Annotated in this window: 23 protein-coding genes; 8 read left to right on the forward strand and 15 right to left on the reverse strand. The window is 62.6% G+C overall.

Features of this window, described 5'->3' with window-relative positions; all coding sequences use genetic code 11:
* Window positions 1-12: 12 nt before the first annotated feature.
* From PQR32_RS17380 to PQR32_RS17415, 8 genes are all read right to left on the reverse strand, one after another.
* Window positions 13-924 carry an ABC transporter permease subunit gene (locus tag PQR32_RS17380; RefSeq protein ID WP_106277415.1) on the reverse strand — a complete coding sequence of 304 codons (912 nt, stop codon included), beginning with the start codon at window positions 922-924 and terminating at the stop codon, window positions 13-15.
* On the reverse strand, window positions 921-1,895 hold the full coding sequence (locus PQR32_RS17385) for an ABC transporter permease subunit (protein ID WP_012426546.1): 975 nt from the start codon (window positions 1,893-1,895) through the stop codon (window positions 921-923). The genes PQR32_RS17380 and PQR32_RS17385 overlap by 4 nt, the downstream gene beginning before the upstream one ends.
* Window positions 1,892-3,055 carry an ABC transporter ATP-binding protein gene (locus PQR32_RS17390; protein WP_408229103.1) on the reverse strand — a complete coding sequence of 388 codons (1,164 nt, stop codon included), beginning with the start codon at window positions 3,053-3,055 and terminating at the stop codon, window positions 1,892-1,894. Before PQR32_RS17390 ends, PQR32_RS17385 begins: the two co-directional genes overlap by 4 nt.
* A gap of 213 nt (window positions 3,056-3,268) precedes the next feature.
* Complete coding sequence (locus PQR32_RS17395) at window positions 3,269-4,390, reverse strand: polyamine ABC transporter substrate-binding protein (RefSeq protein ID WP_408229106.1); 1,122 nt, start codon at window positions 4,388-4,390, stop codon at window positions 3,269-3,271.
* Window positions 4,391-4,463: 73 nt separating this feature from the next.
* Window positions 4,464-5,903 (reverse strand): aspartate aminotransferase family protein, encoded by a 1,440-nt coding sequence (locus tag PQR32_RS17400; RefSeq protein ID WP_408229109.1) that lies wholly within the window; start codon window positions 5,901-5,903, stop codon window positions 4,464-4,466.
* 27 nt (window positions 5,904-5,930) lie between these two features.
* Window positions 5,931-7,265, reverse strand: a complete 1,335-nt coding sequence (locus tag PQR32_RS17405; RefSeq protein WP_310818137.1) for a glutamine synthetase family protein — start codon at window positions 7,263-7,265, stop codon at window positions 5,931-5,933.
* 32 nt (window positions 7,266-7,297) lie between these two features.
* Window positions 7,298-8,092 carry a gamma-glutamyl-gamma-aminobutyrate hydrolase family protein gene (locus PQR32_RS17410; RefSeq protein ID WP_408229112.1) on the reverse strand — a complete coding sequence of 265 codons (795 nt, stop codon included), beginning with the start codon at window positions 8,090-8,092 and terminating at the stop codon, window positions 7,298-7,300.
* Window positions 8,093-8,396: 304 nt separating this feature from the next.
* Window positions 8,397-8,618 (reverse strand): hypothetical protein, encoded by a 222-nt coding sequence (locus PQR32_RS17415; protein WP_370577238.1) that lies wholly within the window; start codon window positions 8,616-8,618, stop codon window positions 8,397-8,399.
* 446 nt (window positions 8,619-9,064) lie between these two features.
* Here PQR32_RS17415 and PQR32_RS17420 point away from each other — a divergent pair, with 446 nt between their 5' ends.
* The 3 genes from PQR32_RS17420 to speB all read left to right on the forward strand — a co-directional run bounded on the left by PQR32_RS17420 (window position 9,065) and on the right by speB (window position 12,304).
* A complete protein-coding gene (locus tag PQR32_RS17420; protein WP_132377566.1) occupies window positions 9,065-9,616 on the forward strand; it encodes a cupin domain-containing protein in 552 nt (183 codons plus the stop codon).
* An 89-nt stretch (window positions 9,617-9,705) separates the two neighbouring features.
* Window positions 9,706-11,199 (forward strand): aldehyde dehydrogenase, encoded by a 1,494-nt coding sequence (locus PQR32_RS17425; protein ID WP_408229115.1) that lies wholly within the window; start codon window positions 9,706-9,708, stop codon window positions 11,197-11,199.
* Between the two features lie 136 nt (window positions 11,200-11,335).
* The gene (gene speB / locus PQR32_RS17430) at window positions 11,336-12,304 is read left to right on the forward strand and encodes an agmatinase (RefSeq protein ID WP_408229118.1); all 969 of its coding nucleotides are present in this window, start codon (window positions 11,336-11,338) and stop codon (window positions 12,302-12,304) included.
* Window positions 12,305-12,344: 40 nt separating this feature from the next.
* Here speB and PQR32_RS17435 read toward each other — a convergent pair whose 3' ends face one another.
* The 4 genes from PQR32_RS17435 to PQR32_RS17450 form a co-directional block, all read right to left on the reverse strand.
* Window positions 12,345-13,541 carry an MFS transporter gene (locus PQR32_RS17435; protein WP_408229121.1) on the reverse strand — a complete coding sequence of 399 codons (1,197 nt, stop codon included), beginning with the start codon at window positions 13,539-13,541 and terminating at the stop codon, window positions 12,345-12,347.
* The gene (locus PQR32_RS17440) at window positions 13,538-14,071 is read right to left on the reverse strand and encodes a MarR family winged helix-turn-helix transcriptional regulator (protein ID WP_408229124.1); all 534 of its coding nucleotides are present in this window, start codon (window positions 14,069-14,071) and stop codon (window positions 13,538-13,540) included. The genes PQR32_RS17435 and PQR32_RS17440 overlap by 4 nt, the downstream gene beginning before the upstream one ends.
* 108 nt (window positions 14,072-14,179) lie before the next feature.
* Entirely contained in the window at window positions 14,180-15,199 is a 1,020-nt protein-coding gene (locus tag PQR32_RS17445; protein ID WP_408229127.1) for a VTT domain-containing protein, read from the reverse strand.
* A 334-nt stretch (window positions 15,200-15,533) separates the two neighbouring features.
* Window positions 15,534-15,950 (reverse strand): cupin domain-containing protein, encoded by a 417-nt coding sequence (locus tag PQR32_RS17450; RefSeq protein ID WP_408229130.1) that lies wholly within the window; start codon window positions 15,948-15,950, stop codon window positions 15,534-15,536.
* Between the two features lie 187 nt (window positions 15,951-16,137).
* Between PQR32_RS17450 and PQR32_RS17455 the strand changes: the two genes are divergently transcribed.
* Window positions 16,138-16,743 (forward strand): peroxidase-related enzyme, encoded by a 606-nt coding sequence (locus tag PQR32_RS17455; RefSeq protein ID WP_408229133.1) that lies wholly within the window; start codon window positions 16,138-16,140, stop codon window positions 16,741-16,743.
* 76 nt (window positions 16,744-16,819) lie between these two features.
* Here PQR32_RS17455 and PQR32_RS17460 read toward each other — a convergent pair whose 3' ends face one another.
* Both PQR32_RS17460 and PQR32_RS17465 read right to left on the reverse strand, forming a co-directional pair.
* The gene (locus tag PQR32_RS17460; RefSeq protein WP_408229136.1) at window positions 16,820-18,070 is read right to left on the reverse strand and encodes an MFS transporter; all 1,251 of its coding nucleotides are present in this window, start codon (window positions 18,068-18,070) and stop codon (window positions 16,820-16,822) included.
* A gap of 108 nt (window positions 18,071-18,178) precedes the next feature.
* Complete coding sequence (locus PQR32_RS17465; protein WP_408229139.1) at window positions 18,179-19,117, reverse strand: LysR substrate-binding domain-containing protein; 939 nt, start codon at window positions 19,115-19,117, stop codon at window positions 18,179-18,181.
* 234 nt (window positions 19,118-19,351) lie between these two features.
* On the opposite strand from PQR32_RS17465, the gene PQR32_RS17470 reads away from it, so the two are divergent.
* Window positions 19,352-20,083, forward strand: coding sequence for a DUF899 family protein (locus tag PQR32_RS17470; RefSeq protein ID WP_408229141.1), 732 nt, complete (start codon window positions 19,352-19,354; stop codon window positions 20,081-20,083).
* A 17-nt stretch (window positions 20,084-20,100) separates the two neighbouring features.
* On the opposite strand, the gene PQR32_RS17475 is transcribed toward PQR32_RS17470, so the two are convergent.
* Entirely contained in the window at window positions 20,101-21,033 is a 933-nt protein-coding gene (locus PQR32_RS17475; RefSeq protein WP_408229144.1) for a LysR family transcriptional regulator, read from the reverse strand.
* 92 nt (window positions 21,034-21,125) lie between these two features.
* Between PQR32_RS17475 and PQR32_RS17480 the strand changes: the two genes are divergently transcribed.
* From PQR32_RS17480 to PQR32_RS17490, 3 genes are read left to right on the forward strand one after another with little or no spacing between them, the layout of a single operon-like run.
* The gene (locus tag PQR32_RS17480; RefSeq protein WP_408229147.1) at window positions 21,126-22,409 is read left to right on the forward strand and encodes a CaiB/BaiF CoA transferase family protein; all 1,284 of its coding nucleotides are present in this window, start codon (window positions 21,126-21,128) and stop codon (window positions 22,407-22,409) included.
* Window positions 22,402-23,541, forward strand: coding sequence for an acyl-CoA dehydrogenase family protein (locus tag PQR32_RS17485; protein ID WP_408229150.1), 1,140 nt, complete (start codon window positions 22,402-22,404; stop codon window positions 23,539-23,541). The genes PQR32_RS17480 and PQR32_RS17485 overlap by 8 nt, the downstream gene beginning before the upstream one ends.
* Before the next feature lie 30 nt (window positions 23,542-23,571).
* Window positions 23,572-24,321 carry an electron transfer flavoprotein subunit beta/FixA family protein gene (locus PQR32_RS17490; RefSeq protein ID WP_408229153.1) on the forward strand — a complete coding sequence of 250 codons (750 nt, stop codon included), beginning with the start codon at window positions 23,572-23,574 and terminating at the stop codon, window positions 24,319-24,321.
* Window positions 24,322-24,425: the final 104 nt, after the last annotated feature.

A 24,425-nucleotide genomic window follows, 5' to 3' on the forward strand; every position in this document is an offset into this window, starting at 1 on the left:
CGAATGGACTTCTTATGCGCGTGCCGTATCGAGCGACTTTCGTACGGCGGCTTGTTGTGGTGCGGCGGGCAAGGGGTCGGCGGCTTCGGCAAGTGCGAAAGCCATCTGCATGTCGCGATTGCGTTTGCGTTCGCGCAATTGCATCCAGCGGTTCACGGCGATCACGCCGATCGTCACCGTGGTGATAAAGATCGTGGCGAGCGCATTCATTTCCGGATTCAGGCCGAGACGCACCCGCGAGAACACGACGAGGGGCAGCGTGGTCGAACCGGGGCCGGAGAGGAACGCGGAGAGCACGAGGTCGTCGAAAGACAGCGTGAACGACAGCAGCCAGCCCGACATCAGCGCCTGCGAGATCAGAGGCAGAGTGATCAGGAAGAACACCTTGAAGGGCGTGGCGCCGAGATCGAGCGCGGCTTCTTCGAGCGACTTGTTCAGCTCTTTCACACGCGATTGCACGATGATCGCCACGTACGACACGCACAGCATCACGTGGCCGATCCAGATCGTGAAGAGACCACGGCCCTTCGGCCAGCCGAGCATCTGTTCGAGCGCGACGAACAGCAGCAGCAGCGAGATGCCCTGAATCACCTCAGGAATCACGAGCGGCGCGTTGATCATGCCGGCGAACAGCGTGAAGCCGCGAAAACGTCCGAAGCGCGCGAGCACGAAACCGGCCCACGTACCGATCACAACCGAGGCGCATGCGGTCAGCAGACCGATCTTCAGCGAGAGCCATGCGGCGTTCAGCAATTCGCCGTCCTGCAACAGTGCGCCATACCATTTGAGCGAGAAGCCGGACCACACCGTGACGAGCTTCGACTCGTTGAACGAATACACGATGAGGCTGATGATCGGAATGTAGAGAAACAGAAATCCGAACGTCAGCACGCTATTAGAAAGCGTCTTATTAGGCTTGATCATTTCGCGCCCTCCAGTTCCTTGACCTGGTAGTACTGGAACACGGCCATCGGCACGAGCAGCAGTAGAACCATCGCGACGGTGACGGCGGATGCCATCGGCCAGTCCATATCGTTGAAGAATTCATCCCACATCACGCGGCCGATCATCAGCGTGTCGGCGCCGCCGAGCAGCTCCGGAATCACGTATTCGCCAACCGCCGGAATGAACACCAGCAGACTGCCGGCGATGATGCCGTTCTTCGACAGCGGCAGCGTGATGCGCGTGAACGCGGTCCACGGTTTGCAACCGAGGTCGTAGGCTGCTTCGAGCAGCGTCAGATCCATTTTCACGAGGTGCGCATACAGCGGCATCACCATGAACGGCAGGTACGAATAGACCATGCCGATATAGACGCCGATATCCGTGTGATAGAGGCGCAAGGGCGAATGAATCATGCCGATCGCCATCAGCGTGTGATTGAGCAGGCCGTCGTCCTTCAGAATGCCGATCCATGCGTAGACGCGGATCAGGAACGACGTCCAGAACGGCAGCATCACGCCCATCATCAGCAGGTTGCGTTTCGTCGGTTCCGAGCGGGCGATGTAGTACGCAATCGGATAGCCGATCAGCAGACAGAAGAAGGTCGAGACCGCGGCCATCTTCAGCGAGCTGATATACGTGGCGACGTACAGGTCGTCCTGCAGCAGGAACGCGTAGTGGCTGAGTTGCATGGCGAAATGCACCATACCGTCCTTGACCGTGACGAGATCCGTGTACGGCGGAATGCCGAGACGCAGATCGGCGAAACTGATCTTCAGCACCAGCACGAACGGCAACGCGAAGAACACCGTGAGCCACAGGAACGGCACGCCGATCACGGTCGAGCGGCCCGACGGCACCAGCATCGACAGGCGTTTTTTCAGCGAGCCGAGCAGGCGGCTGCCGGACGGCGCGCCGAGCGCCGCGGGGGAGGAGGTAGTGGGATTGCTCATTGCGTCAGCACCACGCCGCTAGCCGGCGACCAGTAGACGAACACGTCGTCGTTATAGGAGGGCGCACCTTCGCTCATCAGATGCGAGCTGGAGAGATTCGACACGACGGTCTTGCCGCTCGGCAGACGCACGTGATACAGCGAATAGCTGCCCATGTACGCCACATCCGAAACCACGCCACGCGCCCAGTTGTGCGGCGTGGTCGGTTTGTCGAGCGATACCTTGATGCGTTCCGGACGCACCGAGATGCCCACCGGCATGCCGAGCGGCCCGGTAATGCCGTGGCTCACGTAGATATGCGATTCGAGGTCTTCGCTTTCGACGAAAATGTGATCCGGTTCGTCCGCGACCACCGTGCCTTCGAACAGGTTGGTCGAGCCGATGAACTCGGCGGAGAAGCGGCTATTCGGAAACTCGTACACCTGGCTCGGCGAGCCGATCTGCACGATGCGGCCTTCGCTCATCACGGCGAGGCGTCCGGCCATCGTCATCGCTTCTTCCTGATCGTGCGTGACCATCACGCAGGTCACGTCGACCTTCTCGATGATGTTCACCAGTTCGAGCTGGGTCTTCTGGCGGATCTTTTTATCGAGCGCCGACATCGGCTCGTCGAGCAGCAGCAACTTGGGGCGCTTCACGAGCGAACGCGCGAGCGCCACACGCTGCTGCTGGCCGCCTGACAGTTGATGCGGCTTACGCTGCGCGTATTTGCTCATCTGCACGAGATTGAGCGCATCGGCGACGCGTTCCTTGATCTCGTTCTTCGGCGTGCCTTCCTGCTTCAGGCCGAAGGCGATATTCGCCTCCACGCTCATGTGCGGGAACAACGCATACGACTGGAACATCATGTTGACCGGCCGCTTGTACGGCGGCATCGCGGCGAGATCTTCGCCGTCGACGAAAATACGCCCGGAGGTCACCGTCTCGAGCCCCGCGAGCATGCGCAGGAGCGTGGACTTGCCGCAGCCGGAGCTGCCGAGCAGCGCGAACAACTCGTTCTTGGCAATGCTCAGATTGACGTTGTCGACAGCGATGCTGTCGCCGAATTTCTTCACGACATTTTCAATGCGAACGAATTCGTCCGATTTCGATTTTGTCGTCACTGCGGGGCGGGCCATCTGGGTGGCGCCGGCTGCGCTTTTTGAGGTCGTCGAGTTCATGATGTAACCGTTCCTTGCGGATCGCGGGCGCAAGTGTCTCCATACGAGGCGCGGGAAGCGTCTCGCAACGTGCGCTGCGATCGGAAAACATGGGACTGCGCGCGGATGGGACTTTAAAAGAAGCGCGCAGGCTGACTACCGTTACTGCTATTCATGCGCTCAGGGTTCAAGCGATCCCTGAGCGCGGATCAATAATCGATTTGAGTGGCTGGATTAATGGCCGGTTTTAAGCTGCGCCCAAAGACGGTTTTCAAGGCGCAGAATGTCGGTCGGCATCGGCTTCATCAGCGTCATCTTGCTCAACACTTCATCGCCCGGATAAACGGTCTTGTCCTGTGCGACAGCCGGCGTCACGAACTGGCGTGCGGCCTTGTTCGCGGTCGGATAGAACACTTCGTTGGTAATTGCGGCATTGACCTTCGGGTCCGAGATGTAGTTGATCCACTTCAACGCGGCTTCAGGGTGCGGCGCGTCTTTCGGGATCACCATCACGTCGAACCACAGCAGGCCACCTTCCTTCACGTTCGAGAACTTGATCTGGTACGAGCGCTTGGCTTCTTCGGTGCGGCGGCTGGCAATGCCGACGTCGCCCGACCAGCCCAGCGCGACGCACACGTCGTTGTTGGCGAGGTCGTTGATGTAGCCGGACGAATTGAATTGAGTGATATACGGGCGGATCTTTTTCAACACTTCGAACGCGGCCTGATAGTCGGCGGGGTTCGTGCTATTCGGATCCTTGTGCATGTATTGCAGCGTGGCGGCGAAGACGTCGACGGCCTGGTCGAGGATGGACACGCCGCAGCCTTTCAGCTTGGAGAGATTGGCCGGATCGAAAACCAGTGCCCAGCTATCCACCGGCGCATTGACGCCGAGCGCTTTCTGCACGGCCTGCACGTTGTAACCGATACCGTCTGTACCGTATGCCCAGGGCACACCGTACTGGTTGCCCGGGTCCGCGTCGGCAATCATCTTCATCAGCACGGGGTCGAGGTTCGCGAGGTTCGGCAACTTCGATTTGTCGAGCTTCTGATACACGCCGGCCTGGATCTGTTTGGCCATGTAGTTTGAGGTCGGCACCACGATGTCGTAGCCCGAGCTGCCGGCGAGCAGCTTGGCCTGCAAGGTGTCGTCGCTATCGTAGTTGTCGTATTTGACCTTGATGCCGTCCTGCTTCTCGAAGTTCGGAATCGTGTCCTTCGCGATGTAGTCGGACCAGTTATACACATTCAGTTCCGTATCGGCCGCAAGGGCCGGCGTAACCGACAGCGCCGCAAAACCGGTGAAGGCGAGAAGCGCGGCCCCCGCGACCGCATGACGAAGATGACTAACGCTCATGGTTTTTTCCCTTGATATGAAGAACCGGCATGAGCGTGATTTGTGGGTGTGCCCATGCCGGAACGGACTGCCGTTACGAAATGCCGAGTTGTTGTGCTGTTGCGTCAATGGCCTTTTTAGCTTTTGAAACGATTTCGTCGATTTCCAGCTTATTGATCACGAGCGGCGGCGACAGCAGCATGCGGTCGCCGGTGGCGCGCATGATGAGGTTGCCGTTGAAGCAGAAGTCGCGGCAGATCGTGCCCACGTCGCCGCCATTGGCGAAACGCTTGCGCGCCTTCGGGTCTTGCGCGAGTTGCAGACCGGCCACCAGACCCGCACCGGAGATTTCGCCGATGATCGGGTGATTGGCGAAGGTTTCACGCAGTTGCTTCTGGAAGTACGGACCGGTGTCGTTCTTCACGCGATCGACAATCTTCTCGTCACGCAGCAGCTTGAGATTGGCGACTGCCACTGCGGCGGCAACCGGGTGACCCGAATACGTGAGACCGTGATTGAAGTCGCCGTTTTCGATGATCGCCTTGGCGACGCGGTCATGCAGGCCGACCGCGCCCATCGGCACGTAGCCGCTCGTCAGACCCTTCGCCAGCGTGATCAGATCCGGCTCGAAACCGAAGTGCTGATGCGCGAACCATTCGCCGGTGCGCCCGAAACCGCCGATCACTTCATCGGCGACCAGCAGAATGTCGTACTTGCGGCAGATGCGCTGGATTTCCGGCCAGTACGTCGATGCCGGGAAGATCACGCCGCCTGCTCCCTGGAAAGGCTCACCGATGAACGCGGCGACGTTGTCCGCGCCGATTTCAAGAATCTTCGCTTCAAGTTGCTGCGCACGAGCCAGTGCGAATTCTTCCGGCGACAGATTGCCTTGTGCTTCGCCGAAGAAATACGGCTGGTCGATATGCACGATGTTCTCGACTTTCGAGGGCATCTGTTCATGCATGTAGCCCATGCCGCCGAGCGTGCCACCCGCAATCGTCGAACCGTGATAGCCGTTCTTGCGCGAGATGACGAACTTCTTCGAATGCTTGCCCTTCGTTGCCCAGTACTGGTGAACGATGCGCAGTACCGTGTCATTGCCTTCCGAGCCGCTGTTGCAGTAGAAGAAGTGATTGAACGGTTCCGGAGCCAACTCCGCAAGCAAGGCCGACAGTTCGATCACCGGCGGGTGCGTCGTCTTGAAGAAGGTGTTGTAGTAGGGCAGTTCCTGCATCTGTTTGTACGCGGCATCGGCCAGTTCCTTGCGGCCATAACCGACGTTCACGCACCACAGGCCGGCCATGCCGTCGATCACCTTGTTGCCTTCCGAGTCCCATAGATACACGCCTTGCGCTTTCACGATCACGCGGCTGCCGCTGCGGTTCAGCGAGCCCATATCCGAAAACGGATGGATATGATGCGCGGCGTCCAGTGCGCGATATTCGGCGGTGCTGCGTTGTTGTTGCACGGCTTGCGCGCTCGCGGCCGGCTGGGCCGGTTGCACGTATGCGACTTCTTCTGTTCTGTAGCTCATACTGCCTCCAATTTTTTTGCGTTTGCCTTACACGTGCAGCAGCAAATGCCGGCGTTCCCACGAACTGATCACGCGGAAGAACGCTTCGTATTCGGTTTCCTTCAGAGCGAGGTAGGCTTTGACGAACTTTTCGCCGAGAACTTCGGCAATCGGCTCGCATGCGCCCATCAACGTCAAACCCTCTTCGAGATTGCGCGGCAACTGGTAGGGCAATTCGTAACCGTCGCTGAGCAGCGGCTCGGTGGCTTCGAGTTTCTGCGTCATGCCGAGATAGCCGGCGGCGAGTGTCGCGGCAATCGCCAGATACGGGTTGCAGTCCACGCCCGGGATACGGTTTTCGATGCGGCGCGCAGCCGGTCCCGAATGCGGAATCCGGAAACCCACCGTGCGATTGTCGTAACCCCATGCCACGTTGATCGGCGCGGCCATGAAACGCGACAGACGGCGATACGAGTTGATATACGGCGCGAAAATTGGCATCAGCGCGGGCGTGTACTTCTGCAAACCGGCGATATAGCCCGTGAACAGCGACGTCGGCTTGCCATCCGCGCCGGTGAAAAGGTTGTGGCCGGTTTCTTCGTCGACGAGGCTTTGATGCATGTGCATCGCCGAGCCAGGTTCGCCTTCCATCGGCTTCGCCATGAAAGTCGCGTACATCTTGTGGCGCAGCGCGGCTTCACGCACCGTGCGCTTGAACAGGAACACGCTGTCGGCGAGCTTGAGCGGATCGCCGTGCATGAAGTTGATTTCCATCTGCGCGGCGCCGACTTCGTGAATCAGCGTGTCGACTTCCAGTTCCTGCACCTCGCAGTACTCGTAGATGTCTTCGAAAAGCGGATCGAATTCGTTGACGGCTTCAATCGAGTACGCCTGACGGCCGGTCTCCGGACGACCCGTACGGCCGATAGGCGGTTGCAGCGGCAGATCCGGGTCCTTGTTCATATCGACCAGATAGAACTCGAGCTCGGGCGCGATGACCGGCTTCCATCCTTTGGCCTTGTAGAGTTCGAGCACGCGACGCAATACGCGGCGTGGCGAGATCGCGACGGGCGTGCCGTCGAAGTGAACGCAATCGTGGATCACCTGAGCGGTCGGATCGACGGCCCACGGAATCATGCGGATGGTGCTGGCGTCGGGCACGCACACCATGTCCGGATCGGTGACGCCGGTGAGCGTGCCGTCTTCCGGATAGTCTCCTGTGACGGTCTGGATCATCACCGCCTGCGGCAAGCGCATGGACTCGCCGGATTCGAACTTGCTGCGCGGAATGATCTTGCCGCGCGCGATCCCGGCCATATCCGGAATGATCGCTTCGATTTCGGTGACACGGTTCTTCTTCAGAAAATCGTCGATGTCATGCATGTTTATTCTCTCAGTTTTGGTGCGCGACCGGCTCAGGCATGCGTGGCAGCGGCGGATGCCGCGCCATAGCCGGCCTTGGTGCGCATTCGATCGCGGCAGGCGTCGCCGAACGCCCGAAAGATCGCGGTAGATAGTGCGTCGTTGGCATGCTTCCACTCCGGGTGCCACTGCACACCCAGCGCGAAGGCGCGCGCATCTTTCACGCTCACCGCTTCGATCAAGCCGTCCGGCGCGGTGGCTTCGGCCGTGAGGCCCACGCCCAGCCGCTCGACGCCCTGACCGTGCAAGGAATTCACACGCGCTTCATTCGTGCCGCCCGCGAGGCGCTGCAACAAGCCGCCCTGCGTCAGCGTGATCGAATGCGACGGTGCGTATTGCACGTCGAGGTCGTCTTCCTTGTTCTCGCGATGGTCGTTCAGACCGTCCACCGCGTGAACGCTTTGATGCAACGTCCCACCGAAAACCACGTTCATTTCCTGGAAGCCCCGGCAGACGGCCAACACCGGGACGCCGGCGGCAATCGCCTCGCGCATCAGCGGCAGCGTCGTCGCATCGCGGGCGGCGTCGTGCAGCGTGCCCGGCGTGCTGGCGTGGCCGCCGTAGCGGTGCGGCTCGACGTTGGAATAGCTGCCTGTAAACAACAGGCCGTCGACTGTCGCCAGCACGTCTGCCGCGGACTGACGCTCGCCGAGCGCCGGCAGCAGCATGGCCAGCGCCTGTGAACCGTCCACGACCGCGGCGATGTATTTCTCGCCGACCATGTGCGACGGGTGGACTCCCATCATCGTCCTGTCGGCGCTGATGCCGACCAGAGGTTTGTTTCGCATAACGAATAGACGTGTGTGTTCCCCGCGGGACGCGGCATGAACAACGTTAAACACAGCGCGGCACGATTCCGCAGCCGTGCGCAAGGCGCAAGGCCACCGGGGTAGTGCAGGCGGTCGTCGTCAACAGAAACGCGCCGCGCGTGATAGTCAGATGGGCTGTTCGATTCGATCCGCTGCGGTGCGCAACTGATCCGATGGGCATGAAACGCGCAGGCGGCAGACGACACCGCCCATGCAGGAACGCACGGCTCGAAAGAGCGCGCTCACGCAAACGGATGAATCGAACGGCGAAAAGAGGGAGGCGCTACGGCAGCAGCGAGGCGACTTCGTCCGTGCGCACGGCAATGAAGGCGCGCGCGGAGATAGAGTTGTGACGTCGAACTGAACGGCGGGACAGGATCGTGAAGACGGACAGAAAGCGGCGGAACGCAAGGCTGCCGCTGCTGCCGTCGGCGATGGCGCCGTCAGCGCGAGGACAACTCGCCTGACTACGATTCCATCTCACCAAAGGGCCTCGGACTCTCACGATTACACTCGACTAGCGACGTTGAAAGTATTGAACGGCCTGCTCGAAATCCGCACGGGGCGTTTAAAGAAACAGGACGCTGGGATGATCGCCTCGAACCGGTGCGAAGTGAATTCGCTGCGTTGCAAAACACATTTTTGTGTCTCGCGACGTCGGCATGACGATCGCCTGGGAACCAGCATATACGAGCCAATAAAGCCGTCAAACCCTTTTTGATAAAACATTTATCAGGGCTTTCCCGAGGGTCCGACTAGAATCCCGCCCAGTGGGAACGTTCGTTGCGCGATTCATATTTCGGAATCCTTTCAGGGTTTTCCCCAGCGGCGCAACAATCAAAGTGATTAGAATATTCAACACTCGCGGGCATCTCTCGTTGCCCGAGTCATGTGGTCCATTCATCTGGTCACTTAGCGCCCCGATCGTCTTCAATGTCAGAGAACCTAGCGATGTCCATAGAAGTAGCGACCCGTCTGCAATACATCCGCAAGAAGAACGGCTTGTCCCAGCGTGAACTGGCGAAACGGGCGGGAGTGACAAATGGCACGATCTCGCTGATCGAACAGAATCGCGTGAGCCCCTCGGTCGGCTCGCTGAAGAAACTGCTCGAATGCATACCCATGAGTCTCGCCGAATTCTTCACCTTCGAAGTGGAAGCGGAGCGTTCGGTGGTGTCGCGCCGTGCCGACATGCCGAACCTCGGCAATGAGTCGATCGAGTTCTATCTCGCGGGTTCGAGCGTGAAAGATCGCAACATGGGCATTCTGCGCGAGGTCTATCAGCCGTTGTCGGACACGGGGCCGGAAATGCTGGAGCACGAAGGGCACGAGGGCGGAGTGGTGGTCAGCGGTCAGATCGAACTGACGGTGGACGGCACCACGTGGCTGCTCGACCCCGGTGACAGCTATTACTTCGAAAGCCGTCTTCCGCACCGTTTTCGCAATCCCAGCGCGGAGCATCTCTGCGAGATCGTGTCGGCCAATTCGCCGCCCACTTTCTAAAGACTCCGCGCCAACGCGCCGCGACGCAGTTCAGTGCCGCATGAAGTCGATGCCGGTTTGCGTCGAGCGCATAACATTGAGGCATCCTGATGGACAAGAAATCTCTCGCTTTCTGGCAAGACAAGGCCGCTACGCTATCGATCGAAGGGCGCGCGTTTATCGACGGCGAGTACCGTGATGCCGAAGGCGGCCGCACGTTCGACTGCCTGAGCCCGATCGACGGCAAGCTGCTCGCCAAGATCGCCGATAGCGGCGCAGCGGATGTCGACGCCGCCGTGGCCGCTGCGCGCCGCGCGTTCGACTCCGGCGTGTGGTCGGGCCTCAATCCCCGCCAGCGTAAAGCCATTCTGCTGCGCTGGGCCGCGTCGATCCGCGAGCACATGGACGAACTCGCGCTGCTCGAAACGCTTGACGCGGGCAAGCCGATCGCCGACACCACCAGCGTCGACGTGCCAGGCGCGGCGTATTGCGTCGAATGGTTCGCTGAAGCCATCGACAAAATCGGCGGCGAAGTCGCGCCGGCCGATCATCATCTGGTCGGACTCGTCACGCGCGAGCCGATCGGCGTGGTGGCCGCGGTCGTGCCGTGGAATTTCCCGATCCTGATGGCATCATGGAAATTCGGCCCGGCGTTGGCAGCGGGCAATAGCGTGGTGCTCAAGCCTTCGGAGAAGTCGCCGCTCACCGCGATCCGCCTCGCGCAACTCGCGCTCGACGCAGGCATTCCCGCGGGTGTGTTCAACGTCGTGCCGGGCGCGGGCGAGCCGGGCAAGCTGCTGGCGCTGCATCAGGACGTGGACTGTCTCGCCTTCACCGGCTCGACCAACGTCGGCAAGCTGATCATGCAGTACGCCGGGCAATCGAACCTGAAACGCGTCTGGCTCGAACTCGGCGGCAAGTCGCCGAACATCGTGATGCCGGATTGCCCCGATATGGACCGCGCGGCGAACGCGGCGGCGGGTGCGATCTTCTACAACATGGGCGAAATGTGCACGGCGGGTTCGCGCCTGCTCGTGCACCGCGACATTAAAGACGTGTTCCTCGACAAGCTGATCGCCGCCGCGCGCAGCTATACGCCGGGCAATCCGCTCGACCCGAAAACGTCGATGGGCGCGATCGTCGACAAGGTTCAACTCGAGCGCGTGCTCGGTTATATCGAAGCAGGCCGCGCCGAAGCCAAACTGCTGCTCGGCGGCGCGCGCGTCAACGAGGAATCCGGTGGCTTCTATATCGAGCCGACCATCTTCGAAATTCCGGCCTCCGGCGCGAAGGTCGCGCGAGAGGAAATCTTCGGGCCGGTGTTGTCGGTGATCACGTTCGACACGGTGGAGGAGGCGATCAGGATCGCTAACGACAGCGAGTATGGTCTCGCCGCCGCGGTCTGGACTTCGAACCTGACCACCGCGCACGAAGTCTCACGCCAACTCCGCGCCGGCACGGTATGGGTCAATTGCTACGACGAAGGCGGCGACATGAACTTCCCGTTCGGCGGCTACAAGCAATCGGGCAACGGCCGCGACAAGTCGCTGCATGCGCTGGAAAAATACACTGAGCTGAAGTCCACGCTGGTGCGGCTGCGCTAAAGGATTCGCGCAGCCAGCGCGGCGGTGCGTGTGAGGCGCGCCGTCGCGTTCCCAATGAATCCGAAGCCGGCATAACGCGTGTCCCTTGGCGTCCTCGCGCGTGACGCTGGATTGTCTATCAGGTATCAGCTCATCCATGACTGAACTCGTCTACGGCGACGGCGCGATTCGCCGCACGTCGCTCTATGGCTCGTCGATCGAAAACACCTATGCGGGCGTGCTGTCGTTCATGCGCCGCAAGTACACACGCGAACTCGACGGTGTCGATGTCGTGGTCTCCGGCGTGCCGCTCGATCTGGCCACCACGTTCCGCGCGGGCGCGCGTCTCGGGCCGGCGGCGGTACGCGCGGCCAGCGTGCAGCTGTCGGAGTTGCATCCGTATCCGTGGGGTTTCAATCCGTTCGATGACCTCGCCGTGACCGACTATGGCGATTGCTGGTTCGACGCGCACAATCCACTCACGATCAAGGAATCCATCGTCGAGCATGCGCGCACGATCCTGCGTTCGGACGCGAAGATGCTGACGCTCGGCGGCGATCACTACATCACCTATCCGCTGTTGATCGCGCATGCGGAGAAGTACGGCAAGCCGCTCTCGCTGATTCATTTCGACGCCCATTGCGATACCTGGGCCGACGACAGTCCCGACAGCCTGAACCACGGCTCGATGTTCTACAAGGCGGTCAAGGATGGCCTGATCGATCCGAAGACTTCGGTGCAGATCGGCATTCGCACATGGAATGACGATTTCATGGGCATCAATATTCTCGATGCAGCCTGGGTCCATGAGCATGGCACGCGAGCGGCGGCGGAGCGGATTGTGTCGATTGTGGGTGCACGTCCCGCGTATTTGACCTTCGATATCGACTGTCTCGATCCGGCGTTCGCGCCGGGCACGGGGACGCCGGTGGCGGGTGGTTTGTCGTCGGCGCAGGGACTCGCGATCGTGCGCGCGCTCGGCGCGTTGAATGTGGTGGGCGCGGATGTCGTGGAAGTCGCGCCGGCTTACGACCAGAGCGAGATCACGGCGATTGCCGCCGCGCATATCGCGTGCGATCTGCTGTGTTTGTGGCGGCAGCGCAAGGTTGCAGGACGCGAGGCTTAGACACGTCCAACCTTCCTGCCAATCGATGCAAAAAACCGGCTCAGCCCATCGACGAAGAATGTTCGGGCTGGCGCCGGCCTTCGCGCAAGCCGAGCGTGTAGACCACCAGCGCGCCGCTCATGAGCGCGAGTTGCCACATCAACATATCGCTGCCGCGCGCGTTCATCGCGAAGCCCGCGGCGAGCGGCCCCACGATCGAACTCGCGGTGAACGTGAGCGACACCAGCCGCATGTTGCGCGTGAGGGCGGCCTTGTCGCTGCAAGCCGCCGCGTACATGCCGAGTGTGATGAACGAGCTGTTCATGCCGCCGAGCAAGAGCACGCTCGCGGTCGCGAGCCGGGAGGCGGGCGCGGCCAGCGCGAAGCCGCAGATGGCCAGCGTGCTGAGCGCGGCGCACACGATCACCGTGGCCGCGAGCCCCGTGCGATCCGCCAGCCAGCCGACCGGAAATTGCAGCACCATGCCGCCGACGCCGAACAGCGTCAGCAGCGTGGCGGTTTGCGTGGCGTTGAGGCCGTGCGCGTCGGCGAATAGCGGGAAGAGGCCGTAAAGCGCGCCATCGCCGATGCCGCCCGCTGCGATGACCACCATGCCGAGGCTCACCAGCGGGCCGATCGGCAACCGTCGTTGAGCGCTTTCTCTTCGCACAGGCGGTGCTTCTTGCAAAGCAGGCCATGTTTCGTCTGATGCAGTTAGCCACAGCGGCAGCGCGGCGGCGAACGTGAAGGCCGCACCGGCCGCGAACGTGATGCGTCCATCGACATCGCACCAGACTGCGAGCGCCGGGCCGATCACACCTGCCGTGGCGATCAGCGCTTCGTGCACGCCCACCACACGTCCGCTCGATTCGGCGGGGACCAGACTGTAGAGCCAGGTTTCGTTGGCGATCCAGCGTAAGCCGATACCCAGCCCCGTCAGCAGACCGGGCACGAGCCACAGCGGCCACGACAGCGCGCTCATGGTGGCGAACGCCACGAGCGTGGCCAGCAGACCCAGCGACACGGTACGTTTCGCGCCGATGCGCGCCATCAGCCACGGCGCGATCAGCAAGCCGGCCAGCATGCCGGTCCATTGCGCGGCGGAGAAGAGGCCGGCGCGTGGCGCATCCAGGCCGCGATGAGCGAGCCACACCGGCAGCACCATGAAGCCGATGCCGAACTGGCCGACCTGCGAGAGCGCCGACACCGCGGTCAATGCCGCGATTGCCGGCCAGCGCGCCGGCGCGGCGGATTTCATGTGCTGCTCCGCGCGGGCATGGGCAATCCCTGTTCGCGGCATTCGACAGGACAGCCCGCTTTCAGACACGGACCGTCGTCACACAGGCGGCACAGTTGCATGGCATGTGCCGGGTCACGGGTCTCGTTCCACAAGATCTTGATCAGCAGGCTTTCCAGCACTTCGCGCTCGCTGTCTTCGAGCCGCCCGACGATGCGTTGCAGCATCCGGTCGCGCGCCGTTTGCAGGCGTTTGGCCTCACGCTTGCCAGATGCGGTCAGCGCAAGCGCCACAGCACGTTTGTCCGCGCCCGATTTTTTCTCGACGAGACCCGCCTCGACCAGTCCCGCCACGGCGCGCACGGCGGCCGGATGCGACAGATCGACCGCCTCGCGCAGCACTTCAATGGATGAATCGGGATATTGACCGACCGCGTTGAGCATGGCGCGGGCAGTGGGGCCGGCGAGCGCGTCCACGGTGGGTTGCGCGTTCATTTCGTCCGTGACCAGCAGGGCGAGCACGCCAAGCAGATTTTCTGTGCGCTGCGTCATGGGAATGCCTCAATGTGTGCAACGTGCATATATGCATGTTGCACACATTGGGCGTGAAGCGCAAGCGGTTTTTGATGAGCGTTGCGTGGCCTTCGAGGCGCGGTGTCGTTACTTCGCCAGCCGCGCGCGCACCGTGTATTCGCCTTCTTCGCCCTCGTCCTCGATCATGTGGGCCTTCGCCGTGTGGAAGTCGGGCGGCAACGGTTCGACCGGATAACCGCGTTTCTGCCACGCGTCGAGGCCGCCCTTGAGCGCGCGGATATGGTGGATATTCTTGCGATGCAACTGGTCGACGATCCGCTTCGCCGTCGCTTCGTTCGGACACACGCAGTAGACGACGATCGGCCGCTTCAGCAACTCGGGATCGATCGGCTCGGGCGAATCGAGATCCAGCCGCCGCGCGCCGGCAATCCGGTGCGATTCCTTTTCACGGATGCTGCGTGGGCGCGCGTCGAAAATGAGCGGCGGCTCGTTCGACTTCATCATCTCGTCGAGCTGGTCCGGCGAAATGCGCGTATGCGCGAGCCAGCGGCGAAACTGCCAGCGGCGCACCCAGCGATACAGCAGCACGGCCACGAAGATCGCCGCGAACGCATCGAAAATCGTGCCGCCGTTGTGACGCACGAGCAGCATCAGTTGCACGATCTCGTCGTGCAGCGCGGCGCCGCCGATCACCCATACGCTCGCCCACAGCGTCGCGCCGACAAAATCCCACAGCAGAAACACGCCGACATTGATGGCCGTCGTGCCGAGCAGCGGCGCGGAGATCAGGCCGAGTCCGGGCAGGAACTTCGCGACGGTGAGAATCGGCGCGCCGTACCGTTCATAGGTATTGCGCGCGAGCCGCACTGTGGTGTCGAGCGAAAGGGAGAAGCGTACGAGATAGTTCAGCAAACGGCGGCCATAGGCCCGTCCGGTGAAGAACCACAGCGAATCGGCAAGCAGCGTGGCGGCGACGGCGGCGCACACGACGCTCGTATACGAGGTTTGCCCCATGGCGGCCATGGTTCCACCGAGAATCAGCATCGGCGCGGCCGGAATCGGCACGCCGAGTTGCGTGATGAGCACGCTCATGAACACGGCCCACACGCCCAGCGAGGGTGGAATAGCAACCGGAAAATGCCACACAACCGCGCTCCTGAGAATGCCATGAAGGGATTTGAAACGTCCGCGCCCGGGTGGCGCATGGCGAACAGTCCGCGCATGTTCCGTTCCCGCACGACGGCGAGCACCGTGCTGCGTCGGCAGGCGGCCGCCATGATACGGGAATGATATGAAAAGCGGATTTAAGCACAGGTGGCAAAACGGCGCTGCGGGGAGGCCGAATGCGGGGGCGCTTGACGCCGGATGGCGGGGAGGAGAACGCGCGTGGTCGCAATCGGCCGCGAGACGTGTGTAGCCAGCCGTTAGCCAGTACTAGCCCCGCAGCCTTCATTTGCTGGATCACACGTCTGACGCTGGATCACGCGTCCGAGGCCGGATCGTACGGCACGACGCGTTCGTGCTCGTCCGCATGGTTGCGCGCCACGATCGCGCGCGCCGCGGTGGCCGCGTCCAGATTGAACGGCTGATGTGGCACGCCGGGCGGAATGAACAGAAAGTCCCCCGGTTCGGTGATGACGGACTCGCGCAAGCCGGGTCCGTAGCGCGTTTCGATCTTGCCCTCGAGCATGTAGATCGCGGTTTCGTAGTCGGCGTGGAAGTGCGGCTCGGCGTGACCGCCCGGCGGCACCACGACCATATACATGGACAAACCCGTCGTGCCCGCAGTGCCGGCGGAAATGCCGACAAAGTAAGGCAGCCGCTGGGTCGTCGCCGTTTCCCGGTCGGGGCGCACCTTGACGACGGGCGCTCGCGCGTCGTGCAAAACGTCTGACATGGTCTGCTCCTGCTGAAATCCGGCCGGCGCCGGTCGTCGCGGCGCGGCTCAAGCCTCAAGCTCCCTTGAGTGGAAAGTCTAGACGATATGGGCGTCGATATCGGACCTTGTCGAGCGTGGACGTGCTGCGGCTGTGCGGCTTGCTAGAATCGTCGTCACACCCAAACAGATACGACGGAGACATCGCATGGCAAAGCCTCAGCCGATCAGCCGCTACCCCGTGCCCAAACCGGACGCATGGCCGGACGACATTCGCGCGCGCATTCTCGAAGTGCAGGAGAAAGCCGGTTTCGTGCCGAACGTGTTCCTGACGCTGGCGCACCGCCCGGACGAGTTCCGCGCGTTCTTCGCCTATCACGACGCGTTGATGCTGAAAGAGGGCGGCCTCAGCAAAGGCGAGCGCGAGATGATCGTGGTCGCCACCAGCGCGATCAACCAATGCTTGTATTGCGTGGTCGCGCATGGCGCGATTCTGCGCATCTACGAAAAGGCGCCGTTGGTGGCCGATCAGGTCGCCGTCAATCATCGCAAGGCGGATATCACACCGCGTCAGAAGGCGATGCTCGACTTCGCGGTCAAGGTTTGCAGCGCGTCCGGCACGGTCCGCGACGCCGATTTTCAAGCACTGCGCGAACACGGTTTTTCCGACGAAGACATCTGGGATATCGCGGCGATCACGGCGTTTTTCGGGTTGTCGAACCGCATGGCCAACGTGATTTCCATGCGTCCGAACGACGAGTTCTATCTGATGGGACGCGTGCCGAAAGCCGTGGCAGACACGCCGAAAAAATAGCAGCGCACAGGGCTTTTCCTGCTGCTTTTAACTTCGAGCCGGTGGCTGCGTCCGCGGCCACCGCCGGCATGCACGCTCACGCCGCCGCTGGTTCAGTTCGAAGCGCGGGCGTGCTGACCGTGGTGTCGTCGATCGGAAAGTGCAGCATCGCGGCGACGAGGCCGGCGACCACCGTCGCTTCCCACAACAGCGAATACGAACCGGTCAGATCGAACACCAGGCCGCCGAGCCACGCGCCGAGAAACGAGCCGATCTGATGGCTCAGAAAGCAGAGCCCGAACAGGCTGCCGAGGTGGCGCGTGCCGAACACTTTCGCGACGAGTCCGCTCGTGAGCGGCACGGTGCCGAGCCAGGTCAGACCCATCACAGCCGCGAAGATCACCACCGACGCCGGGCTTTTCGGCAGTAAAAAGAACGCGCCGATCGTCACGCTGCGAATCACGTAAAGCCAGCCGAGCACATGATGCTGCCGGAACCGGCCGCCCAGCCAGCCGCACGCCCAACTGCCCGCCATGTTGAATAGCCCGATCAACGCGAGCGCGGTGGCGCCGAGCCCGACCGGCATATGGCAAAGCGACAAATATTCGGGGAGATGCGTGGCGATAAAGGCAAGCTGGAAACCGCAGGTGAAGAAACCGAGCGTCAGCAGCCGGTAGCCACGATGCCCGGCCGCTTGACCCAGCACCTTGCGAAGCGGCGCGACATGCTCTTCCTGAACGGGCGTGCCGACCCGCGCGCGCCGGTCGAGCACCATGCCGAGCGGAGCGATCAGCAGCATCAGGAAAGCCAGCACGAAGAGCGATGTGGCAATGCCCGAACTGAGCCGGATGCCTTGCACGAGCGGCACCATCAGCACCTGGCCCGCGGAGCCGCCGGCGCTGACCAGACCCATCGCCATGCTGCGCTTTTCGGGCGAGGCGATGCGGCCGACCGCCGGCAGCACCACGCCGAAGGTCGTGCAACTCACGCCGATGCCCACCAGCAGTCCCATGCCGACGATCAACATGGCGCCACTGGGCGCCACTGCGGCGAGGCCGAGGCCCGCCGCGAACGTCGTCGCGCCGAACGCGACCACCGGCGCCGAACCATAGCGATCCGCGGCGGCGCCCGCGAACGGCTGGGCGAAACCCCACACGAGATTGTGCAGCGCGATCGCGAACGCAATCAGCGTGACCGGCAAGCCGCGGTCGAACGAAAACGGTCCGATGAAAAGGCCGAAGGTTTGCCGGATGCCCATTGCGGCGCTCAGAATGAGCGCGCCGGCGAGGATCACGAGCGTCGTCTGATTGAACGCGGGGGCGAAGCGTCTGCTGTTGGCGGTGGACATGGTTCTGATCTCCTTCGACACATGGTCGCAGCGAGCGTCAGAAGCGGCAAAAGATAAGTTTTCGACGACAGGTGAGCGTGGCTCACCTGTGCGAACGGGACATGCAGTTTAGTTGGCGGCGCTCCGCAGTCGCTGGTCGGCAGCGTTGCTGTGCGCGTCGAAGTGCTCGGCCTCGCTCACCAGCCAGCGTTTGAAATCGAAAAGCTCCGGCCGGCGATCCGCGTTTTCCGCGCTGACCAGCCAATAGGCCGTGGTGGAGGCGATCGTCGCCGAACAGGTTTCCACAAGCGTGCCGCTGTCGATATCTCGATCCACGAGCGGCCGTCTGCCGAGTGCGACGCCGAGGCCCATCGCGGCGGCTTCGAAGGCGAGCTGGATCGTATCGACGCGCAGGCCCGCGTTGGTGTCGATGCCTTCGCTCCCGGTCGCATCCAGCCAGGCCTGCCAGTCCTCGCTGGCGGCGTTCACATGAATGAGCGTCGCGCGACGCAGGTCCGCATGGCCTTGCTCGTCGCGAAGATTCGCCAGGTACGCGGGGCTGCACACGGGCACGAGGCGCTCGCCGAACAGCCGCGTCCACGCGGTGCCGGCAACCGGCGCACGGCTCATGCGGATCGCGAAGTCGAAACCGTCGACGGGAAAGCCGACTTGACGATGCGAGGTGTCGACGCTCACGTTCACGTTCGGCCAACGCGCGCGGAAGCCGGCGAGGCGCGGCAGCAGCCAGCGCGACGCGAAGGTCGGCGCGCAGCTCAGCGCGATCGGCCGATCCGCTCGGTGATTTGGCAGACGCTGCGTGCCGACGGCGATTAGCGAAAACGCTTCGGAGACATACGACAGATAGTCCGCGCCGCTCGCCGTGAGCGAGATGCCGCGCGGCTCGCGCACGAACAGTTCGACGCCGAGCGCCTGTTCCAGTCCGACAATGCCGTGGCTGATCGCGCTCGGCGTGACATTCAGTTCCGCGGCGGCAAGTTTGAAACTCTGATGCCTGCCGGCCGCTTCAAAGAAACGAAGCGCCGGCAGCGGTGGCAGACGAAGCGGCATGTTGCATCCCCATGGACGGCGCGCCCGGCGCGCCTGCTGTTGCGCTCAAGGATACCTTGCCGGGCGCTTTCGGTTGCCGTCCGGCTGCGCGTAAGCATCGCCAAAAAAATTTCGCCGATGCTGTCGATTTGCCGCCGCGCGGCTCGTCGTGGGTATATAGAGGACGAGAACGCGCCCGCGGTCGCGGCGCGCTGCTCGCGCCCTTTATCCTTTTTCCGTAAGAGGAGATGGCTGATGACTGACATACCCGCATCCGCACCAACGTTGAAGCCGGCCCGGCAACTAGCGGCTGACACGCCGAGCCGCTTTCCCGGCGAAAGCACCGACTATCGTCGCGCGCGCAACGACCTGCTCGCCGAGGAAATCGAATTGCGCCGCCATATCGAACGGGTCGCCGCCCAGCGCCGTGCGCTGCCGCCCGGCGGCGCCGTGCCCGAGGATTACCTGTTCATGGGCGAAGCCGGCCCAGTGAAGCTATCGGAAATGTTCGGCGAGCGTGACACGCTCGTCACCTACAACTGGATGTTCGGCCCGCAGCGCGCCCGGCCGTGTCCGATGTGCACGTCACTCCTGAGCGCGTACGATGGCGAAATGCCCGACATCCTGCAGCGCGTGGCGTTCGCCGTGATCGCCCGCTCGCCGATCGAGAAGCTGGTTGCGTTCAGGAAGGAGCGGGGCTGGCGGCATCTGCGACTGTATTCGGCGGGCGGCAACACCTTCAATCGCGACTACGCGGCGGAAGATCCGGCCGGTGACGACAATCCCGCGTTCAATGTGTTCACGCGCTCAGGCGGTACCGTGCGGCACTTCTGGGCGGAGGAAATGGGGCCGTCGACAGCGGACCCCGGCCAGGATCCACGCGGCGCGCCCGACGTGATGCCGATCTGGACGGTGCTCGACATGACGCCCGGCGGCCGTGGGACGGACTGGTATCCGAAGCTGGAATACGATACCGCGGCGCGGTAGGGCGCCGGTGAGGGCGGTCAGGCGCTCCTGCTCTTTCGCCCGTGGCCGGCGCGCGTAGCCATCGCTTCGCGCACCGCGTCGCGGATGCACTGCGCGACCAACTCCGAAGCCTGCGTCTGCGCCGCCCGTTTCGAGCGCGCGATCACCAGCGGCTGCCGGATCGTCTCTTCGCGGATCGGCCGTTCGGCGACCGCCGCGCTGACCGTCGCCGCGGGGCTTTGCGTAATCAGCAGCGATACGCCAAGCCCGTTAGCGACCATGCTTCGCACCAGTTCGATCGACGTCGCGCGGTAACGCACCTCCGGCGTCAGCCCGCATTGCCAGAACGGCGCCATCAAAAACTCGCGGCTGTGCGGCAGATCGATGAGGATCAACGGCTCCTTGGCCAGCTCATACAGCGAAATGCCGCCACGCGTTTTGGCCAGCTTCGAATCGGCGGGCACAAGGCCGTACGGGCGCAACGATGCCAGCGACTCCAGTTCGAGCTCGTCGGGCAAACCCACATCGTAGGTTAGCGCCAGTTCGATATGGCTGCTGTTCAGCCATTCCTCGAGTTCCACCAGATTGCCTTCGACAAAGCGCACGGTCAGGTTCGGAAAGCGTGAGCGCGCAATGCGCAGCAAAACCGGCAGATAGACCGGCGCCAGCGTGCTGAACACGCCGATATGGACTTCTCCCGACGCGGCGTCGCCGCTGTCGTCGAGTTCGAAGGCGTTGGCGGCGGTGAGCAGTTGGCGCGCTTCCGCGAGCTTGCGCGCGCCGAAGCGCGTCAGCGTCATCTTCGAACCGGCGTCGCGCGCGAACAGTGTTTCCTCGAACAGCGCCTCCAGTTCGCGGATCGCAACAGAGATCGACGGTTGCGACACGTTGAGCTGACGTGCCGCCGCCGTCGTGCTGCCGGTTTCCGCCGCAGCCGCGAAATAACGCAGGAGACGCAGGGAGATACGCATTAAGAAATCCTATAGCAGCTAATTTATTCCGATATTTTACTTGATAGGTCCGGGTGACGAAAATCGAGGCATTGTTCCAACAGGAGTTCGCCGTGACCTTGCCCAACTTGCCCGATTTGCCGCTCACCGGCGTGCGTATCGTCGATTTCTCGCGTGTGCTCGCCGGACCGTTCTGCACGGCTTTGCTGAGCGATCTGGGGGCCGACGTGATCAAGATCGAGCCGCCAGGCGGCGACGACTATCGCGCCGTGGGCCCCTTCGCGGATGGCGAGAGCGGCCTGTTCGCGGCGATGAACCGCAACAAGCGCAGCATCGTGATCGATCTGAAAACCGTTGCGGGCCGCGAACTGGCGCAGACGCTGTGCGCCGGCGCTGACGTCGTGGTGGAAAATTTCCGTCCCGGCGTGGCAGACAAGCTGGGTATCGGCTACGCGGAGCTTGGCGAGCGCAACCCGGCGCTCGTCTATGCGAGCGTGTCCGGCTTCGGCCAGACCGGTCCCGAATCGCATCGTCCCGCCTACGACATCATTTTGCAGGCGATGTGCGGCCTGATGGACGCGACAGGCTCTCCCGACGGCCCACCCACTCTGATCGGCGAATCGGTTTCGGATGTGGTGAGCGGACTGTTCGCGTCGTGGGGCGTGCTCGCCGCGCTGCTGTCGCGCGAGAAGACCGGCAAAGGCACGCATGTCGACGTCTCGATGTTCGACGCGACCTTGAGCCTCAGCGCAACGCTGGTAGCCCGCTTTGCCGCGACGGGGATCGCGCCGCAGCGGGTGGGCAATCGTCACTCGTCGTCGGCGCCGTTCGGCGCTTTTCGCGCGCAGGACGGTTTCTATGTGGTCGCGGTGCTCAACAACAGGCTGTTCGACACGTTCGCTCAGGCGATCGGCGAGCCGCATCTTTCCAGCGATCCCCGTTATGCCGACGATGCGACGCGTTGCGTGCACGAAGCGGCGTTGCGGGCTTGCGTCGAAGCGTGGTCGGCTCAGCGCTCGGTGGCCGAAGTGAACCGGATTCTCGGCGCCGCCGGCATACCTGTTGCGCCGATCCGCAACGTGCAGCAAGCGCTCGAAAGCGATCAGGCGACGTTTCGAGGCTTGCTGACCGACGTGCCCCGCGCGAATGGCGTTGCGAGCCATACGCGGCGTCTGCCTTCACAGCCCGTCAAATTTTCAGCGTACGACGGCAACCGCGTCACCGCCGCGCCGCAATTGGGTGAACACACCGCCGAAATACTGCATACGTTCGGCCTCGATGCGGCCCGAATCGCCGGGTTGCGCATGCAGGGCGTGTTCGGTCGCGACGGTGCTGCCGCCGGTAGTGCGCAATTTGCGCATTCCGACGCACTCAACAAGGAGACCGATCATGCTTAAACGACTGGGCGTCGAACAGAACGATCTGGAGCTCGCCGACGCGATCGAACGCTTTGCGCAAAGCGAACTGGCGCCGCGCGCGGCCGAGGTGGATCGCGATGAAATTTCCACCACGCGTTACGTCGCGCAACTCGCCGAACTCGGTGTGATGGGCATGAACCTGCCCGAGCGATGGTGCGGTATCGGCGCATCGCCGGTGGCGATCATTCTGTCGCTGGCCGAGATTGCGAAGGCGTGCGCGTCGACGTCGTCGATGATCGGCGCCCACTATCTCGCGACCGATTCGATTCTGATCGGCGGCGATGACGGTTTGCGCGACCGCTATCTACCCGAAGCAGCAGCGGGCGCGAAACTCGGCGCGTTTGCGCTGACTGAGCCACGCGCCGGGTCGAATCCCGCCGACATGTCGACCCGCGCGACGCGCGAGGGCGACGGCTACCGGATTCGCGGCGTGAAGCATTTCATCTCGAACGCGGAGGCGGCTGACTTCATCGTCGTCTATGCGAAGACCGATCCGGACGCGGGGCCGCGCGGCATTAGCGCGTTCGTGGTCGACCGGCACAGCGCCGGCGTGGACGTGGCGCCCGCCGAGAAGCTGATGGGCATTCGCGGCGCGCCGGCGCACGAGATCGCCTTCGACTGTTTCGTGCCGGCGGCGAATCGGCTCGGCGCCGAAGGCACCGGTTTTCGCACGGCGATGAAGGTGCTCGACAATAGCCGGCTCGATGTCGCTGCCACGAGTCTCGGTATCGCGGAGGCCGCGCGCGCGAGCGCGGTCGAATGGGCCAAACAGCGCCACGTGGGCGGCGAGCCGCTTTCGCGCAAGCAAGGTCTGCAATGGATGTTCGCCGACATGAAGACCCGGCTCGAAGCGGCCTGGCTTCTGACCTTGCAGGCGGCCGTGCGGCGCGGGGCGGGCGAGCCGTTCACCGATTGTGCGTCGATGGCGAAGCTGTATGCGTCGGAGACGGTGGGCTTCGTTACCGATACCGCTTTGCAGATTCACGGCGGTTACGGGTTCACCCGTGAGATGCCGCTCGAACGGCTGGTGCGTGACGCGAGAATTCTGCGCATCTACGAGGGTTCGTCGGAGATCCAGCGAACGGTGATTGCGCGGATGATGCTGGCCTGAGCGATTGAGATGTTGGGAGAGGAGAGCGACATGAAGGTGTTGGTGGCTGTGAAGCGGGTGGTCGATTACAACGTGAAGGTCCGGGTGAAATCGGACGGCACGGGTGTCGATATCACGAACGTGAAGATGTCGATGAATCCGTTCGACGAGATCGCGGTTGAAGAGGCGGTGCGGTTGAAGGAGGCGGGTTTTGTCAGCGAGGTAGTGGCGGTTTCTTGCGGGGTTGTGCAATCGCAGGAAACGCTGCGCACGGCGCTGGCGATTGGCGCGGATCGCGCGATCCTGATCGAGTCTTCTGAAGAGTTGCAGCCGCTGGCTGTTGCCAAGCTGCTCAAGGCGCTGGTCGACAAGGAACAGCCTTCGCTAGTCATTCTCGGCAAGCAGGCCATCGACGACGATTCGAACCAGACCGGCCAGATGCTGGCTGCGCTGGCTGGATTGCCGCAGGCGACGTTTGCTTCGAAAGTGATTGTTGCTGACGGCAAGGCAACCGTTTCGCGCGAAGTGGACGGTGGTGCTGAGACGCTGTCTTTAAAGCTTCCCGCGGTCATCACCACCGACCTGCGCCTGAACGAGCCGCGCTACGTGACGCTGCCGAACATCATGAAGGCGAAGAAGAAGCCGCTGGAAGTCGTCAAGCCGGAAGATCTGGGTGTCGATGTCACGCCGCGCCTGAAGACGCTGAAGGTTGTCGAGCCGCCCAAGCGGTCCGCCGGTGTGAAGGTGCCGGATGTGAAGACGCTGGTCGATAAGCTGAAAACCGAAGCCAAGGTGCTTTAAGTAGAACGGCAACTATGTTGCATGGGACTGGAGTAAGCGCTAAAGCGCTAACTCCAGTCGACACGGAGACAGAGCAAATGACGAATCTGGTTAATCTTGTAATA

The organism is Paraburkholderia dipogonis, from assembly GCF_046027395.1.
Classification (GTDB): domain Bacteria; phylum Pseudomonadota; class Gammaproteobacteria; order Burkholderiales; family Burkholderiaceae; genus Paraburkholderia; species Paraburkholderia dipogonis_A.